General features: G+C 66.7%; 21 protein-coding genes. 19 read left to right on the forward strand and 2 right to left on the reverse strand.

Annotated features, from left to right (window positions below; translation table 11 throughout):
• Nucleotides 1-6 precede the first annotated feature (6 nt).
• The 15 genes from rplP (at nt 7) to Sp245p_RS05845 (ending at nt 7,204) form a co-directional block, all read left to right on the forward strand.
• Nucleotides 7-438, forward strand: a complete 432-nt coding sequence (gene rplP, locus Sp245p_RS05775; protein WP_014241031.1) for a 50S ribosomal protein L16 — start codon at nt 7-9, stop codon at nt 436-438.
• Nucleotides 435-641, forward strand: a complete 207-nt coding sequence (gene rpmC, locus Sp245p_RS05780) for a 50S ribosomal protein L29 (RefSeq protein ID WP_014241030.1) — start codon at nt 435-437, stop codon at nt 639-641. The genes rplP and rpmC overlap by 4 nt, the downstream gene beginning before the upstream one ends.
• 12 nt (nt 642-653) lie before the next feature.
• On the forward strand, nt 654-908 hold the full coding sequence (gene rpsQ / locus Sp245p_RS05785) for a 30S ribosomal protein S17 (protein ID WP_014241029.1): 255 nt from the start codon (nt 654-656) through the stop codon (nt 906-908).
• A 17-nt stretch (nt 909-925) separates the two neighbouring features.
• Nucleotides 926-1,294 (forward strand): 50S ribosomal protein L14, encoded by a 369-nt coding sequence (rplN, locus tag Sp245p_RS05790; RefSeq protein ID WP_012973215.1) that lies wholly within the window; start codon nt 926-928, stop codon nt 1,292-1,294.
• A complete protein-coding gene (gene rplX, locus Sp245p_RS05795; protein WP_088123921.1) occupies nt 1,291-1,611 on the forward strand; it encodes a 50S ribosomal protein L24 in 321 nt (106 codons plus the stop codon). The genes rplN and rplX overlap by 4 nt, the downstream gene beginning before the upstream one ends.
• Nucleotides 1,612-1,622: 11 nt before the next feature.
• Nucleotides 1,623-2,165 carry a 50S ribosomal protein L5 gene (gene rplE, locus Sp245p_RS05800; protein ID WP_035675042.1) on the forward strand — a complete coding sequence of 181 codons (543 nt, stop codon included), beginning with the start codon at nt 1,623-1,625 and terminating at the stop codon, nt 2,163-2,165.
• Nucleotides 2,166-2,184: 19 nt separating this feature from the next.
• Nucleotides 2,185-2,490, forward strand: coding sequence for a 30S ribosomal protein S14 (rpsN, locus tag Sp245p_RS05805; RefSeq protein WP_014241026.1), 306 nt, complete (start codon nt 2,185-2,187; stop codon nt 2,488-2,490).
• Between the two features lie 13 nt (nt 2,491-2,503).
• Nucleotides 2,504-2,902: a 30S ribosomal protein S8 gene (rpsH, locus tag Sp245p_RS05810; protein ID WP_035675041.1), complete on the forward strand. Its 399-nt coding sequence runs from the start codon at nt 2,504-2,506 to the stop codon at nt 2,900-2,902.
• Between the two features lie 13 nt (nt 2,903-2,915).
• Nucleotides 2,916-3,449 carry a 50S ribosomal protein L6 gene (gene rplF, locus Sp245p_RS05815; protein WP_014241025.1) on the forward strand — a complete coding sequence of 178 codons (534 nt, stop codon included), beginning with the start codon at nt 2,916-2,918 and terminating at the stop codon, nt 3,447-3,449.
• Nucleotides 3,450-3,457: 8 nt separating this feature from the next.
• Nucleotides 3,458-3,820: a 50S ribosomal protein L18 gene (gene rplR / locus Sp245p_RS05820; protein WP_014241024.1), complete on the forward strand. Its 363-nt coding sequence runs from the start codon at nt 3,458-3,460 to the stop codon at nt 3,818-3,820.
• A gap of 12 nt (nt 3,821-3,832) precedes the next feature.
• Nucleotides 3,833-4,414 carry a 30S ribosomal protein S5 gene (rpsE, locus tag Sp245p_RS05825; RefSeq protein ID WP_035675037.1) on the forward strand — a complete coding sequence of 194 codons (582 nt, stop codon included), beginning with the start codon at nt 3,833-3,835 and terminating at the stop codon, nt 4,412-4,414.
• Nucleotides 4,415-4,416: 2 nt separating this feature from the next.
• The gene (gene rpmD, locus Sp245p_RS05830; RefSeq protein ID WP_014241022.1) at nt 4,417-4,608 is read left to right on the forward strand and encodes a 50S ribosomal protein L30; all 192 of its coding nucleotides are present in this window, start codon (nt 4,417-4,419) and stop codon (nt 4,606-4,608) included.
• Between the two features lie 4 nt (nt 4,609-4,612).
• Nucleotides 4,613-5,098, forward strand: a complete 486-nt coding sequence (gene rplO / locus Sp245p_RS05835) for a 50S ribosomal protein L15 (RefSeq protein WP_014241021.1) — start codon at nt 4,613-4,615, stop codon at nt 5,096-5,098.
• 118 nt (nt 5,099-5,216) lie between these two features.
• Nucleotides 5,217-6,557 carry a preprotein translocase subunit SecY gene (gene secY / locus Sp245p_RS05840; protein WP_014241020.1) on the forward strand — a complete coding sequence of 447 codons (1,341 nt, stop codon included), beginning with the start codon at nt 5,217-5,219 and terminating at the stop codon, nt 6,555-6,557.
• Entirely contained in the window at nt 6,557-7,204 is a 648-nt protein-coding gene (locus tag Sp245p_RS05845; protein WP_014241019.1) for an adenylate kinase, read from the forward strand. Before secY ends, Sp245p_RS05845 begins: the two co-directional genes overlap by 1 nt.
• A 134-nt stretch (nt 7,205-7,338) precedes the next feature.
• Here Sp245p_RS05845 and Sp245p_RS05850 read toward each other — a convergent pair whose 3' ends face one another.
• A complete protein-coding gene (locus Sp245p_RS05850) occupies nt 7,339-8,097 on the reverse strand; it encodes a FadR/GntR family transcriptional regulator (RefSeq protein ID WP_103041394.1) in 759 nt (252 codons plus the stop codon).
• 109 nt (nt 8,098-8,206) lie between these two features.
• Complete coding sequence (locus tag Sp245p_RS05855) at nt 8,207-9,121, reverse strand: DMT family transporter (RefSeq protein ID WP_014241017.1); 915 nt, start codon at nt 9,119-9,121, stop codon at nt 8,207-8,209.
• A gap of 186 nt (nt 9,122-9,307) precedes the next feature.
• On the opposite strand from Sp245p_RS05855, the gene Sp245p_RS05860 reads away from it, so the two are divergent.
• From Sp245p_RS05860 to Sp245p_RS05875, 4 genes are all read left to right on the forward strand, one after another.
• Nucleotides 9,308-10,180 carry an N-formylglutamate amidohydrolase gene (locus Sp245p_RS05860; RefSeq protein WP_014241016.1) on the forward strand — a complete coding sequence of 291 codons (873 nt, stop codon included), beginning with the start codon at nt 9,308-9,310 and terminating at the stop codon, nt 10,178-10,180.
• A 6-nt stretch (nt 10,181-10,186) separates the two neighbouring features.
• Entirely contained in the window at nt 10,187-11,317 is a 1,131-nt protein-coding gene (locus Sp245p_RS05865) for a carboxylate-amine ligase (protein ID WP_014241015.1), read from the forward strand.
• A gap of 172 nt (nt 11,318-11,489) precedes the next feature.
• Complete coding sequence (locus tag Sp245p_RS05870; RefSeq protein ID WP_014241014.1) at nt 11,490-12,800, forward strand: O-acetylhomoserine aminocarboxypropyltransferase; 1,311 nt, start codon at nt 11,490-11,492, stop codon at nt 12,798-12,800.
• Nucleotides 12,801-12,810: 10 nt separating this feature from the next.
• On the forward strand, nt 12,811-13,608 hold the full coding sequence (locus Sp245p_RS05875; RefSeq protein WP_014241013.1) for an alpha/beta fold hydrolase: 798 nt from the start codon (nt 12,811-12,813) through the stop codon (nt 13,606-13,608).
• The last annotated feature ends 85 nt before the right edge of the window (nt 13,609-13,693 follow it).

Below are 13,693 nucleotides of genomic sequence, written 5' to 3' on the forward strand. Positions count from 1 at the left end.
CGAGCGATGCTTTCTCCGAAGCGTACCAAGTACCGCAAGGCCCACAAGGGCCGCATCCACGGCAACGCGAAGGGCGGCACCCAGCTGAACTTCGGCTCCTTCGGCCTCAAGGCCCTGGAGCCGGAGCGCATCACGGCCCGCCAGATCGAGGCGGCCCGCCGCGCGATCACCCGCGCCATGAAGCGTCAGGGCCGCGTGTGGATCCGCGTGTTCCCGGACCTGCCGGTCTCCACCAAGCCCGCCGAAGTCCGCATGGGTTCCGGTAAGGGCACGCCCGAGTACTGGGCGGCCCGCGTTCATCCCGGCCGCATCCTGTTTGAGCTGGACGGCGTGCCCGCGGATGTGGCAAAGCAGGCGTTCGCCCTGGCGGCCGCCAAGCTGCCGATCAAGACCAAGCTGGTGACCCGCCTCGGCGGCGGTGAGGAGGTGGCGGCATGAAGTCCGTCGACGTTCGTGCGAAGAGCACCGAGGAGCTGAACGATCAGCTCCTCCAGCTCAAAAAGGAACAGTTCAACCTGCGTTTCCAGCGGGCCTCCGGCCAGCTGGAGAACACCGCGCGGGTGCGAGTGGTGCGTCGCGACATCGCGCGCATCAAGACGATCCTCGGCGAGCGTTCGCGCTCGGCCGAAGCCGGCAAGTAAGGAGGGCTACCTATGCCTCGCCGCGTTCTGCAGGGCACGGTGGTCAGCGACAAGGGCGACAAGACGGTTATCGTCCTGGTCGAGCGCCGCGTCATGCACCCCGTGTACAAGAAGTTCATTCGTCAGTCGAAGAAGTACGCCGCCCACGACGAGGGCAACCAGTTCAAGGTCGGCGATACCGTTTCGATCATCGAATGCCGCCCGATCTCCAAGCGCAAGCGCTGGACGGTCGTGCTTGAGTCCGCCGCCGTTAGCGGCGCCGCGTAAACGGAAGGGTACAAACCATGATCCAGATGCAAACCAACCTGGAAGTCGCCGACAATAGCGGGGCGCGCCGGGTGCAGTGCATCAAGGTGCTTGGCGGGTCCAAGCGGAAGGTGGCCACCGTCGGCGACGTCATCGTCGTCTCCGTCAAGGAGGCCATTCCGAAGGGTCGCGTCAAGAAGGGCGACGTGCATCGCGCCGTCATCGTCCGCACCGCGAAGGAACTGCGCCGGGAGGACGGGTCCGCGATCCGTTTCGACCGCAATGCCGCCGTGCTGATCAACAAGCAGGGCGAGCCGATCGGCACGCGTATCTTCGGGCCGGTCACTCGTGAGCTTCGCGGCAAGAAGTTCATGAAGATCATCTCGCTGGCGCCGGAGGTGCTGTGATGGCCGCGAAGATCAAGACCAAGGACAAGGTCGTCATCCTTGCCGGCAAGGACAAGGGGAAGACCGGTGAGGTCCTCAAGGTCATCCCGGCGGAAAACCGTGTCGTCGTGCAGGGCGTGAACGTGGTGAAGAAGCACCAGCGTCCGAGCGCCACCTCGCAGGGCGGCATCGTTGAGTTCGAGGCGCCCATCAACGTCTCGAACGTTGCTCATGTCGACCCCAAGGACGGCAAGCCGACCCGCGTCGGTTTCAAGGTCCTTGAGGATGGCCGCAAGGTGCGTGTCGCCAAGCGGTCCGGCGAAGTCATCGACGTGTGAGGACCGGACCAATGGCTGCACGTTTGAAGGAAGTGTACGACTCCAAGATCCGCGCTGCGCTCAAGGCTGAGTTCGGCTACGCGAACGACATGGAAGTTCCGCGGATCGAGAAGATCGTCATCAACATGGGTGTCGGCGAGGCTGTCGGCGACTCCAAGAAGATCCAGAATGCGGTGAGCGAACTGACGGCGATCAGCGGCCAGAAGCCGATCGTCACGAAGTCCCGCAAGTCGATCGCGCAGTTCAAGCTGCGTGAGGGCATGGCGATCGGGTGCAAGGTCACGCTCCGTCGTGAGCGGATGTACGAGTTCCTGGATCGCCTGGTCACGATCGCGTTGCCGCGTGTCCGCGACTTCCGCGGCATCCCCGGCAACAGCTTCGACGGCCGTGGCAACTATGCCATGGGCGTGAAGGAGCAGATCATTTTCCCGGAGATCGACTACGACAAGATCGATCAGATCCGCGGCATGGACATCATTTTCGTCACCTCGGCGAAGACCGACAAGGAGGCCAAGGCTCTCCTGAAGGCCTTCGACATGCCGTTTGTGGCCTGATTGGCTGGAGCACGACCCCATGGCTAAGACCAGTGCCATCGAGAAGAACAAGCGTCGCACCAAGCTGGTGAAGCAGTTCGCCAACAAGCGTGCCCGCCTGAAGGCCATCGCCTCCGATCGCTCCCTCCCGCCGGAAGAGCAGTTCGCCGCCCGCCTCAAGCTGGCCGAAATGCCGCGCAACTCGTCGAAGGTGCGCATCCGCAACCGCTGCGAAATGACCGGCCGTCCGCGGGCGTTCTATCGCAAGTTTAAGCTGTCCCGCGTCACCCTCCGTGAACTGGCCTCGACTGGCCAGATCCCGGGGATGGTGAAGTCGAGCTGGTAAGGAGGGTCGGAGAATGTCTTTGAGCGATCCGCTCGGCGATATGCTGACCCGCATTCGCAACGGTCAGCACGCCCGTATGTCTGTTGTGCAGAGCCCGGCGTCGAAGCTGCGCAGCAACGTGCTTGAGGTTCTCAAGCGCGAGGGTTACATCCGCGGCTACTCCGAGGAGGAGCTGCGCCCCGGCATCAAGAACCTGAAGATCGAGCTGAAGTATCACGAAGGCGAGCCTGTGATTAAGCAGATCGCCCGTGTGTCGAAGCCCGGCCGCCGCGTCTATTCGAAGATCACCGATCTGCCCCGCGTCTTCAACGGCCTCGGCATCGCGATCCTCTCCACGCCGCGCGGCGTGATGTCGGACAATGAGGCCCGCGCCGCCAACGTCGGCGGTGAAGTCCTCTGCCGCGTGTTCTAAGGGGGACCCTTCGATGTCGCGCATTGGAAAGCATCCCGTGCCGGTTCCGGCTGGTGTTGACGTCTCCGTCAACGGCCAGCAGGTGTCGGCCAAGGGCAAGCTGGGTTCGCTCAGCCTGACCCTCATCGACGACATCACGGCCAAGCTGGAAGACGGCAAGGTCGTGGTGGCCCCGGCGAACGACAGCAAGCGCGCCCGCGTCATGTGGGCAACCTCGCGCACCCTGATCAACAACATGGTCACGGGCGTCAACCAGGGCTTCACCATCAACCTCGAGATCAACGGCGTCGGTTACCGTGCCGCCGTGCAGGGCAAGGAGCTGGTCATGCAGCTCGGCTACTCGCACGACGTCAAGTACCCGATCCCGGAGGGCATCACCATCAAGTGTGACAAGCCCACCGCGATCTCGGTGTCGGGCTTCGACAAGCAGAAGGTCGGTCAAGTCGCCGCGGAGATCCGCGGTTGGAAGAAGCCGGAGCCCTATAAGGGCAAGGGCATCAAGTACGAGACCGAGACGCTGATCCGCAAGGAAGGCAAGAAGAAGTAAGGTCCGCCATGCTCAAGCCAAAGCAACTCCACGAGCGCCGCAAGCAGCGCGTGCGCGCGCAGATTGCCAAGAAGGCCGGCGGGCGGGCTCGCCTCTCGGTTTTCCGGTCCAATCTGCACATCTACGCCCAGATCATCGACGACGAGAACGGCCGCACGGTCGCCTCGGCCTCGTCCGTGGAAAAGGAGCTGCGCGAGCAGCTCAAGCACGGTGGGAACGTCGAAGCCGCCCAGAAGATCGGTGCGCTCATCGCCGAGCGCGCCAAGGCGGCGGGCGTCACCGAGGTCGTGTTCGACCGTGGTGGCTACATTTACCACGGCCGGGTCAAGGCCCTGGCTGACGCCGCCCGCGAGGGCGGGCTGTCGTTCTAAGGAGGCTCCGAAATGGCACGTGAAAGAGGCGAGCGGAGCGACCGTGATCGGCAGCCGCGCGATCGCGACCGGGAAGAGAGCGAGCTGATTGAAAAGCTCGTTGGGATCAACCGCGTCGCCAAGGTTGTGAAGGGTGGCCGTCGCTTCGGCTTCGCCGCCCTGGTGGTGGTCGGTGACGGCAAGGGCCGCGTCGGCGTCGGATCGGGCAAGGCCCGTGAAGTGCCGGAGGCGATCCGCAAGGCCACCGACCAGGCGAAGCGCGGCATGATCCGCGTTCCGCTGCGCGAAGGCCGCACGCTGCACCACGACTCCAACGGTCACTTCGGTGCCGGCAAGGTCGTGCTGCGCACCGCCCCGGCCGGTACCGGCATCATCGCCGGCGGTCCGATGCGCGCGATCTTCGAGGCGCTGGGTGTGCAGGACGTGGTGACGAAGTCCATCGGCACCTCGAACCCGCACAACATGATCAAGGCGACCTTCGACGCCCTGTCGCAGGTTTCCAGCCCGCGCAGCGTCGCCGCCCGCCGCGGCCGTCGCGTGAGCGACATCCTCGGCAAGCGTGAAACCGGCGCCGCCGGTGCGCAGGAGGCTTGATCATGGCCGAGAAGAAGACCGTCATCGTCACCCAGACCGGCAGCCCGATCGGTCGTAAGCACGACCAGCGCGAGACGCTGGTCGGTCTGGGTCTCAACAAGCTGCACCGGACCCGCGAGCTGGAGGACACTCCGGCCGTGCGGGGCATGATCGCCAAGGTCGCGCACCTGGTCCGCGTCGAGAACGAGGGCTGAACCCATGACGAAGCTGAACGATCTCCGGGACAACCCCGGTGCCCGTAAGGAGCGCATGCGCGTCGGCCGCGGTATCGGTTCGGGCAAGGGCAAGACCGGCGGCCGTGGCGTCAAGGGTCAGACCTCGCGCACCGGCGTGGCCATCAACGGCTTTGAAGGCGGCCAGATGCCCCTTCACCGCCGCCTTCCGAAGCGCGGTTTCCGCAACATCTTCGCGAAGGAATACTCGGTCGTGAACCTGGGCCTGGTCCAGAAGTTCATCGACGCCGGCAAGCTCGACGCCAGCCAGACCATCGATGCGGTGGCTCTGGAAGCGGCGGGCGTCACCGGCAAGGTGAAGAAGGACGGCATTCGTCTGCTGGGCAAGGGCGCCCTGACGACGAAGGCCAGCTTCACCGTGGCCGGCGCCTCCAAGTCGGCTGTGGAAGCGGTCGAGAAGGCGGGTGGCAGCGTCACGCTGACCGCGTCCGCCGCCGAAGCCGCCGAGTGATCGGAAGCCCGCGCTTGCGCGCGGGCATCTTCCGGCACTAAATGAAGCGAAGTTGCGAGGGGCGGCCTGCATCCTGCAGGACCGCCCCGTTCGTGCATTAGGGACAGGGATACGACCCATGGCATCAGCGGCCGAGCAGCTTGCCGCGAACATTAATTTCGGGGCCTTCTCCAAGGCGACCGAGCTGAAGAAGCGGATCTGGTTCACCCTTGGTGCCTTGATCATTTACCGCCTGGGCACCTACATCCCGATTCCGGGCGTCAACCCGCAGATCCTGGCCGATATTTTCCGGCAGCAGGGCGGGGGCATCCTGGGCATGTTCGACATGCTGGCCGGCGGCGCGCTGCACCGCATGACGATCTTCGCGCTCAACATCATGCCGTACATTTCGGCCTCCATCATCGTGCAGCTTCTGACCGCGGTGTCGCCGCAGATGGAAGCGCTGAAGAAGGAGGGCGAGTCGGGCCGCAAGAAGCTGAACCAGTACACCCGCTACGGCACCGTCCTTCTGGCGACCGTGCAGGCCTGGGGCTTGGCGGTGGGGCTTGAGGCGATGACCGGCGCGTCCGGCGCCGCGGTTCCGGAACCGGGGCTGTTCTTCAAGATCGCCACCGTCATCACGCTGGTCGGCGGCACGATGTTCCTGATGTGGCTGGGCGAGCAGATCACCGCCCGCGGCATCGGCAACGGCATCTCCCTCATCATCTTCGCCGGCATCGTCGCCGAGCTGCCGCGCGCTCTCGTCAGCACGCTGGAGCTGGGCCGCACCGGCGCGCTGTCCACGCTGTTCATCGTCTTCCTGCTGCTGATGGCGGTGGGCGTCGTGTTCTTCATCGTGTTCATGGAGCGCGCGCAGCGCCGGCTGCTGATCCAGTATCCGAAGCGGCAGATGGGCAACCGCGTGTTCGGTGGCGAAGCGTCGCACCTGCCGCTGAAGCTGAACACTTCGGGCGTCATCCCGCCGATCTTCGCGTCGTCGCTGCTGCTGCTGCCGCTGACCGCGGTCGGCTTTGCCGGCGGCGAGGGTCCGGAGTGGCTGCAGACCGTCACGCGCTATCTCGCGCACGGCACGCCGCTCTACATGATCCTGTATTCGGCGCTGATCATCTTCTTCTGCTTCTTCTACACGGCCATCGTCTTCAACCCCGCGGACACGGCCGAGAACCTGCGTAAGTATGGCGGTTTCATTCCCGGCATCCGTCCGGGCAAGAACACCGCGGACTACATCGACTACGTGCTGACCCGGTTGACGGTGATCGGCTCGGCCTACCTTGTGGCGGTTTGTCTCCTCCCCGAAATCCTGATTTCCCAGCATTCGGTTCCGTTCTATTTTGGCGGCACCAGCCTGCTGATCGTGGTCACGGTGACGATGGACACGGTTGCGCAGATTCATTCCCATCTGCTGGCCCACCAGTATGAGGGGCTGATTAAAAAAGCGAAGCTTCGGGGGAGAAAGTAATGAATCTCATTCTGCTCGGACCGCCGGGCGCCGGGAAGGGGACCCAGGCGCGGCGTCTCGAAGACACGCGCGGGCTCGTCCAGCTTTCCACGGGCGATATGCTCCGCGCGATGGTCGCCGAGGGTGGTCCGCTTGGGCAGCAGGCGAAGGACATCATGTCCGCCGGCAAATTGATGCCGGACGAGCTGATGGTCAAAATCATCGCTGAGCGCATTTCCAAGCCGGATGTGGCCAACGGCTTCATCCTCGATGGTTTCCCGCGCACGGTCGCCCAGGCCGAAGCGCTGGACACCATGCTGTCGGACAAGGGCCTGAAGCTCGATCACGTGATCGAGATGAAGGTCGTGGACGACATCCTGGTCGAGCGCATCACTGGCCGTTACACCTGCGCCAAGTGCGGCAAGGGCTACCACGACGTCTTCGAGAAGCCGAAGGTCGAGGGCGTTTGCGATGTCTGCGGCAGCACGGAGTTCAAGCGCCGGGCCGACGACAACGCCGACACGGTGAAGACCCGCCTCGCCCAGTATCACGAGCAGACCGCGCCGATCCTGCCGTATTATCAGAGCCGTGGTGTTCTGAAGACGGTGGACGGCATGGCCGAGATCGACGACGTGACCAAGCAGATCGAGGGGATCCTGGCGGCCTGACCGGGCCGCCTGACCCAGGATCGCCATGATCGGCTGAAAAGAAAAGCCGCGAGGATCTTCGGACCCTCGCGGCTTTTTCCATGCCGTGACGACGAGGCGGGGAGGGCGGTCCTCCCCAACGGCGCCGCCCCTCGTTACGGAGCGGCGTCGGTGTCGGGGCGCGAGAGGTCTTCCGCCTTGCGGCTCAGATCGTTGTAGCGGTCGAGCACCCAGCCGAGGTGATCGGTGGCCGCAACGGCGGCGGCATCGGCGTCGCGGCGCCGGATGGCGTCGTAGATGGCGCGGTGATGGTCGATCATCAGCGCCTCGCGGCCCAGCGCGAAGGGTTCGGTGTGATGGTACTCCATCATCTGGCCGAGGATGTCGCGGATGGTCGCCAGCAGATGCAGGTAGACCGGGCTCCCGGCCGCCTGGGCGACGGCGAGGTGGAAGTCCATGTCGTCGGCGGCCTGTTTGCCGTCGCGGCCCGTCTCGCCCATCGCGGCGAGGACCCGCCCGATGTGGTCGATCTGCTCCTGGGTCGCGCGCTCGGTGGCGCGCCGGGCTGCCCAGCTTTCCAGGGCCTGCCGGATCTCCACGAGGTCGCAGAGGTTGGCGTGTTTCACGCGGACCATCTCGGTCAGGGCGCCGTCCATGGCGCCCGCGGAGGACACCACGCGCGTGCCGCCGCCCTGCACGGCGGTCAGGAAGCCCTGCGTCTTCAGCTTCTGCAGGGCCGCGCGCACCGACACCCGGCTGACGTGGAGCTGCTCCGCAAGCTGGCGCTCGCCGGGCAGGCGCTCTCCCGGAACGAGTTCGCCACGGGCGATCCGCTCGAGAATCCGCTCCGCCACCCATTCGGAAATGCGCTGGGAGGAGGCCGGTACGTGGTGGGGTTCTTCGGTGTCGGACACGGTGGCATGCCCTTTCATCAGCAATCGGTCATAGGTCGTACCCGAGTCGGGCAAATCACGTCAACTCGCATCCGGACGGCGGCGTATGGTCCGCGTCATCGGCGGCGTTTCATCGGCTCCCGCGCCGGGCCATCAGGATGCCGGCCAACACCACGGCACCGCCCACCGCCTGAAGAGCGCCGAGCGGTTCGGCGAGCAGCGCCCAGGCCAGCACCGCCGCCGCCGCCGGCTGGAGCAGCAGGCTGACGGAGGAGAAGGCGGCGGGCAGATGGGCCAGCGCATAGGCAATCAGGCTCTGGCCGCCGGCATGGCTGACCAGCGCGAGCCCCAGCAGCACCGTCCAGCCCCCAAGCGATCCGGCGATCAGGCTCTCGCCAGACAGCAGGGCGATGGGCAGCAGGGCGAGGCCGGTGACGACTCCGCTCCAGGTCATGATGGTGGCCGTGGAAAACTCCGCCCGCAGCCGGCCCACCGCCAGGATGTAGCCGCCGTAGAAAACCGCGGTCAGCAGCCCGAGGGCGTCGCCGAACAGATGGTCCGGGCTCAGCTTCAGGCTCTGCCCCATCAGCACGACGGCTCCGCACAGCGCCAGACCGAGCCCCATCAGGAAAGTCCGGCTGAACCGCTCCTTGAACACCAGCCAAGAGACCAGCGTCACGAAGATCGGTGCGAAGTTCGCGAGCAGCGTGGAGTTGGCGACGGAGGTGTAGCGGATCGACCAGTGCCAGATGGCGAGGTCTCCGGCGAAGAACAGGCCCGCCGCGGTCAGCCGCGCGTAGTCGGACCGCGACGAAGGCTTGCGCGACCGCGCGCCTCCTTTCGGTTCCACCGCCATCCAGACCCACAGGGCCGGGATGGCAAAGGCGAGCCGCCAGAAGGCGGTGGCGCTCGGCCCCAGTTCGGACAGGCGCACGAAGATCGGGGCGAAGGCGATTCCCAGCGCCCCGGTCAGAAGGGCGATCAGCGCGATCCGCTGCGCCGAGTCGGCGCGCGCGGTGGGGGCGAGGGTGCTGGCGTCCGGCATGGCGTCCGTTATAACGGACGCACCCCCTAGGCGCCACGGGCGCCCGCCGCATGGCTCATCTGCGGAAGCCCCGGATTGTGGGACATTGCCGCTCCGTCGGGATCATCCGTGCCGCCGGACCGTTGCCTTGGGAACCAGCCGGCGGGAACTTCCGCTGCGACCGAGACCCTGCAATACTGTGCCATCATGACGCAGCGATCCCCCTGCAAGCCCGCCGAACACCCGCGACCGGTGACCCTGCCGTCGCCACCCCGCGTCGCGCCGGCCCCACCGTTGCTGGGTCCCGATGATCCGCCGCCGGTCACCGTGCTGCGTCCGGAGTCGGACAGCCCGGTCCTGCTGCTGTGCGACCACGCTTCGCGGGCCATTCCGAAGGCTCTGGGAACGCTGGGGCTGGACGAGACGAATCTGTGCCGGCACATCGCCTACGACATCGGCGCGGCGGAGGTGACGCGGCGGCTGTCGGAGCGGTTCGGCGCCACGGCGGTGCTGTCCGGCTATTCCCGGCTGGTGATCGACCCGAACCGTGCGCTGGACGACCCGACGGCGATCCCGGTGGTCAGCGACGACGTGGTGATCCCCGGCAACCGGGCCCTGGACCGGGCCGAGGAGGAGCGCCGGATCGACGCCATCTTCCGGCCCTATCACGAGGCCGTCGCCGCCGAGGTCGCCCGGCGGCGCGAGCGCGGGCAGGTGCCGGTGCTGCTGTCGATCCACAGCTTCACGCCCGCCATGCGCGGCGTCGCCCGGCCCTGGCATGTCGGCATCCTGTGGGACCACGACCCGCGCATCCCGATCCCGATGATCGCGCGGCTGCGCGCCGACGGGCGCTGGTGCGTCGGCGACAACGAGCCCTATTCGGGCCGGACCACCCTGGGCGGCACGGTGGAAAGCCACGCGACGCCCGCCGGGCTGCCCAACGTCCTGGTCGAGGTGCGCCAGGATTTGATCGCCACGCCGGAGGGGGCGGCGCTGTGGGCAACGGTGCTGGGCGACGCGCTGGAGCCGATCCTGGCCGACCCCGGCCTCTACCAAATCAAACTGTTCCCGCGGGAGTGAGCGTACATGGAGCCAGCCTTCACGCTGGGGCTTGAGGAGGAGTATCTGCTGGTGGACCGCAACTCGCGGGACATCGCGCGCAACCCGCCGGACGAGATGCTGGAGGCCTGCCAGGAGCAGGCGCCGGGCCAGATCCATCCGGAATTCCTGCGCTGCCAGATCGAGGTCGGCACGCCGGTCTGCTCCAGTCTGAAGGAGGCACGGGCGGAACTGGCGCGGCTGCGCGCGACGGTGGCCGGGGTGGCGCGCGCCCATAATCTGGCGCCCATCGCCGCCTCCACCCATCCCTTCGCCGCGTGGGAACCGCAGAAGCACACCAACCGCGACCGCTACAACATGCTGGCCCGCGACCTGGGCGCACCGGCGCGGCGCCTGATGATCTGCGGCATGCACGTCCATGTCGGGATCGAGGACGACGACCTGCGCATCGACCTGATGAATCAGGTCCGCTATTTCCTGCCGCATCTGCTGGCGCTGTCCACCTCCTCGCCCTTCTGGCGGGGGCAGGACATGCAGCGGAAATCCTACCGGCTGGCGGTGTGGAACGAGTTGCCGCGCACCGGCATGCCCGACAGCTTCCAGAGCTTCGGCGAGTATCAGCAGCAGGTGAATGTCCTGGTCAACGCCGGGATCATCGAGGACGCGAGCAAGCTGTGGTGGGACATCCGCCCGTCCCAGCGCTTCCCGACGCTGGAGATGCGGATCACCGACGTCTGCACCCGCCTCGACGACGCGGTGACGGTGGCGGCGCTGTTCCGCTGCCTGCTGCGGATGCTGTGGCGGTTGCGGCTGACGAACGTGACGTGGCGCCCCTACAAGAACCTGCTGATCGGCGAGAATCGCTGGCGCGCCCAGCGCTACGGCCTCGACGAGGGGCTGGTCGATTTCGGGCGCGGCACCATCGTTCCCTACGCCGACCTGATGGAGGAGCTGATCGAGTTGACCCGCGAGGACGCGGAGCGATTCGATTGCGTGGCGGAGGTCGCCAACGCCCGCGACATCATCCGCCGCGGCACCAGCGCCCACCGGCAGGTGGCCATCTACCGCGAGGCGCTGGAGCAGGGCGCCACCGGCTGGGAGGCCCTGGCCCAGGTGGTCGATTGGCTGGCCGAGGAGACGATGGTTGGGGTGGAATGAATTGCTTCGAATTCTGAGGCAACTTTCGGAAAGCCACTACTTGACCTTTGCGTCATCCAGCCATACCCTCCCCGCAAATCAGCTCACCGAGTTGAGCAGGGCAGGCAAAAAACGAAGCAGCAGAGGGCCGCTCGCACCACGGGCGGCCCTTACCTTTTTCAGGGGGAAGGGAATGGCCGACGCCAAGTTCCTCAAGTTCGACACGCTGAGCCTGCACGCCGGCCAGCGGCCCGATCCGGCCACCGGGGCGCGGGCGGTGCCGATCTACCAGTCCACGTCCTACGTCTTCGACGACACCGACCACGCCGCCTCGCTGTTCAACCTGGAACGGCCGGGGCACATCTACTCCCGCATCTCAAACCCCACGGTGGCGGTGCTGGAGGAGCGGCTGGCGGCTCTGGACGGCGGTGTCGGCGCGGTCTGTACGGCCAGCGGCCAGGCGGCGTTGACGCTCGCCATCATGACGCTCATGGACGCGGGCGGGCACATCGTCGCCTCCTCCTCGATCTACGGCGGCAGCCGCAACCTGCTGGCCTACACGCTGCCGCGATTCGGCATCACCACGACCTTCGTGAATCCGCGCGACCTCGACGGCTTCCGCGCGGCCATCCGGCCGGAGACGCGGCTGCTGTTCGGCGAGGTGCTGGGCAACCCGGGGCTGGAGGTGCTGGACATCCCCAGCCTGTCGGCCATCGCGCACGAGGCAGGGCTGCCGCTGATGGTCGATGCGACCTTCGTCACGCCCTATCTGTGCAAGCCGCTGAGCGTCGGCGCCGATCTGGTCATGCATTCCTGCACCAAGTGGCTGGCCGGGCACGGCGTCGCCATCGGCGGGGTGGTGATCGACGGCGGCACCTTCGACTGGGAGGCGTCCGGCAAGTTCCCGACCCTGACCGAGCCCTACGCCGGCTATCACGGCATCGACTTCGCGGAGGAATACGGGCCGGCGGCCTTCGTCATGCGCGCCCGCGCGGAGGGCCTGCGCGACTTCGGCGCCTGCATGAGCCCGATGAACGCCTTCCAGATCCTCCAGGGCGTGGAAACCCTGCCGCTGCGCATGAAGGGCCACATCCACAACACCCGCAAGGTGCTGGGCTTCCTCGAATCGGAGGCCTACGCGGAGAACGGCAGCGTCGCCTGGGTCACCCATCCCGAACTGCCCGACCATCCCGATCACCGGCTGCGCGCCCAGCTTTTGCCGCACGGCGCCGGCTCGATCATTTCCTTCGGGATCAAGGGCGGGCGGGAAGCCGGGCGGCGCTTCATCGAGAAGCTGGCGCTGTTCTCCCACCTCGCCAACGTCGGCGACGCCAAGTCGCTGGTCATCCATCCCGCCAGCACCACCCATGCCCAGCTCGACGCCGAGGCGCTCGCCGCCGCCGGGGTGGGGGAGGACATGATCCGACTGTCCATCGGGCTGGAGGATTGCGACGACCTGATCGACGATCTGCGCCAGGCGCTGCGCGCCGCGACGAAGGCGTGAGGAGACTGCCATGGAACTGACCGTCAACGGCCAGACCGTCTACGCCCACACCGGCGGGCGGCCCTTCGACCCGGCCCGGCCGGCGCTGGTGCTGATCCACGGCGCCGGCATGGACCACACGGTGTGGAGCCTGCAAAGCCGCTACCTCGCCCATCACGGGCGGTCGGTCCTGGCGGTGGACCTGCCGGGCCACGGCCGCTCCGGCGGGGCCCCGCTGCCGTCCATCGAGGAGTTGGCGGACTGGATCGTGGCGTTGCTGGACGCGGCAGGGGTGGCGAAGGCGGCGCTCGCCGGCCACTCCATGGGCGCTCTGGTGGCCCTGGAAACCGCGGCGCGGCATGGCGACCGCGTTGAATCGCTGGCCCTGCTGGGGGTGGCGGAGACGATGCCGGTCCATCCCGACCTGCTCGCCGCCGCGGCGCTGAACGACCCGTCCGCCATCGAGCTGGTCATCGGATGGGGGCATGGGCCGCGCGGGCATGTCGGCGGCGCGGCGGCCCCTGGACTGTCGCTGCTCCCCGGCGGGCGGCGATTGATGCAGCGGGCGCGGCCCGGCGTGCTGGGCGTCGATCTGGGCGCCTGCAACGCCTATATCCGCGGCGGCGCGGCGGCGGCGGCGGTGTCTTGTCCGGCGCTGTTCCTGCTGGGTGGAGTCGACCGTATGACCCCGGCGAAATCCGGCAAGGCTCTCGCCGCTAAGGTTAGGCATTCCGAAGTCATCCAGCTGTCCGGCATAGGCCATATGGTTATGACGGAAGCACCGGACGCAACCACAGATGCCTTTTCGGCGCAATTCTCCGCGCGCTAAGCCTGTTGTTTCTTCGTTGATTACAAGGACGTCATGAATCGTTAACGGATTGGCGTCTTACTGTTCTGCATTGGAGCGGCGATGC

Source organism: Azospirillum baldaniorum, assembly GCF_003119195.2.
In the GTDB taxonomy this organism is placed as follows: domain Bacteria; phylum Pseudomonadota; class Alphaproteobacteria; order Azospirillales; family Azospirillaceae; genus Azospirillum; species Azospirillum baldaniorum.

Bases quoted from the DNA above. Each gene is read 5' to 3' on its own strand.
- rplN (WP_012973215.1), top strand. From the start codon at position 926: ATGATCCAGATGCAAACCAACCTGGAAGTCGCCGACAATAGCGGGGCG.
- Sp245p_RS05865 (WP_014241015.1), top strand. From the start codon at position 10,187: ATGGAGCCAGCCTTCACGCTGGGGCTTGAGGAGGAGTATCTGCTGGTG.
- rpmD (WP_014241022.1), top strand. From the start codon at position 4,417: ATGGCCGAGAAGAAGACCGTCATCGTCACCCAGACCGGCAGCCCGATC.
- rpsE (WP_035675037.1), top strand. From the start codon at position 3,833: ATGGCACGTGAAAGAGGCGAGCGGAGCGACCGTGATCGGCAGCCGCGC.
- Sp245p_RS05860 (WP_014241016.1), top strand. From the start codon at position 9,308: ATGACGCAGCGATCCCCCTGCAAGCCCGCCGAACACCCGCGACCGGTG.
- rplR (WP_014241024.1), top strand. From the start codon at position 3,458: ATGCTCAAGCCAAAGCAACTCCACGAGCGCCGCAAGCAGCGCGTGCGC.
- Sp245p_RS05875 (WP_014241013.1), top strand. From the start codon at position 12,811: ATGGAACTGACCGTCAACGGCCAGACCGTCTACGCCCACACCGGCGGG.
- Sp245p_RS05855 (WP_014241017.1), bottom strand. From the start codon at position 9,121: ATGCCGGACGCCAGCACCCTCGCCCCCACCGCGCGCGCCGACTCGGCG.
- rpsQ (WP_014241029.1), top strand. From the start codon at position 654: ATGCCTCGCCGCGTTCTGCAGGGCACGGTGGTCAGCGACAAGGGCGAC.
- secY (WP_014241020.1), top strand. From the start codon at position 5,217: ATGGCATCAGCGGCCGAGCAGCTTGCCGCGAACATTAATTTCGGGGCC.
- rplF (WP_014241025.1), top strand. From the start codon at position 2,916: ATGTCGCGCATTGGAAAGCATCCCGTGCCGGTTCCGGCTGGTGTTGAC.
- rplO (WP_014241021.1), top strand. From the start codon at position 4,613: ATGACGAAGCTGAACGATCTCCGGGACAACCCCGGTGCCCGTAAGGAG.
- Sp245p_RS05845 (WP_014241019.1), top strand. From the start codon at position 6,557: ATGAATCTCATTCTGCTCGGACCGCCGGGCGCCGGGAAGGGGACCCAG.
- Sp245p_RS05870 (WP_014241014.1), top strand. From the start codon at position 11,490: ATGGCCGACGCCAAGTTCCTCAAGTTCGACACGCTGAGCCTGCACGCC.
- rpmC (WP_014241030.1), top strand. From the start codon at position 435: ATGAAGTCCGTCGACGTTCGTGCGAAGAGCACCGAGGAGCTGAACGAT.
- rplE (WP_035675042.1), top strand. From the start codon at position 1,623: ATGGCTGCACGTTTGAAGGAAGTGTACGACTCCAAGATCCGCGCTGCG.
- rplP (WP_014241031.1), top strand. From the start codon at position 7: ATGCTTTCTCCGAAGCGTACCAAGTACCGCAAGGCCCACAAGGGCCGC.
- rpsN (WP_014241026.1), top strand. From the start codon at position 2,185: ATGGCTAAGACCAGTGCCATCGAGAAGAACAAGCGTCGCACCAAGCTG.
- rpsH (WP_035675041.1), top strand. From the start codon at position 2,504: ATGTCTTTGAGCGATCCGCTCGGCGATATGCTGACCCGCATTCGCAAC.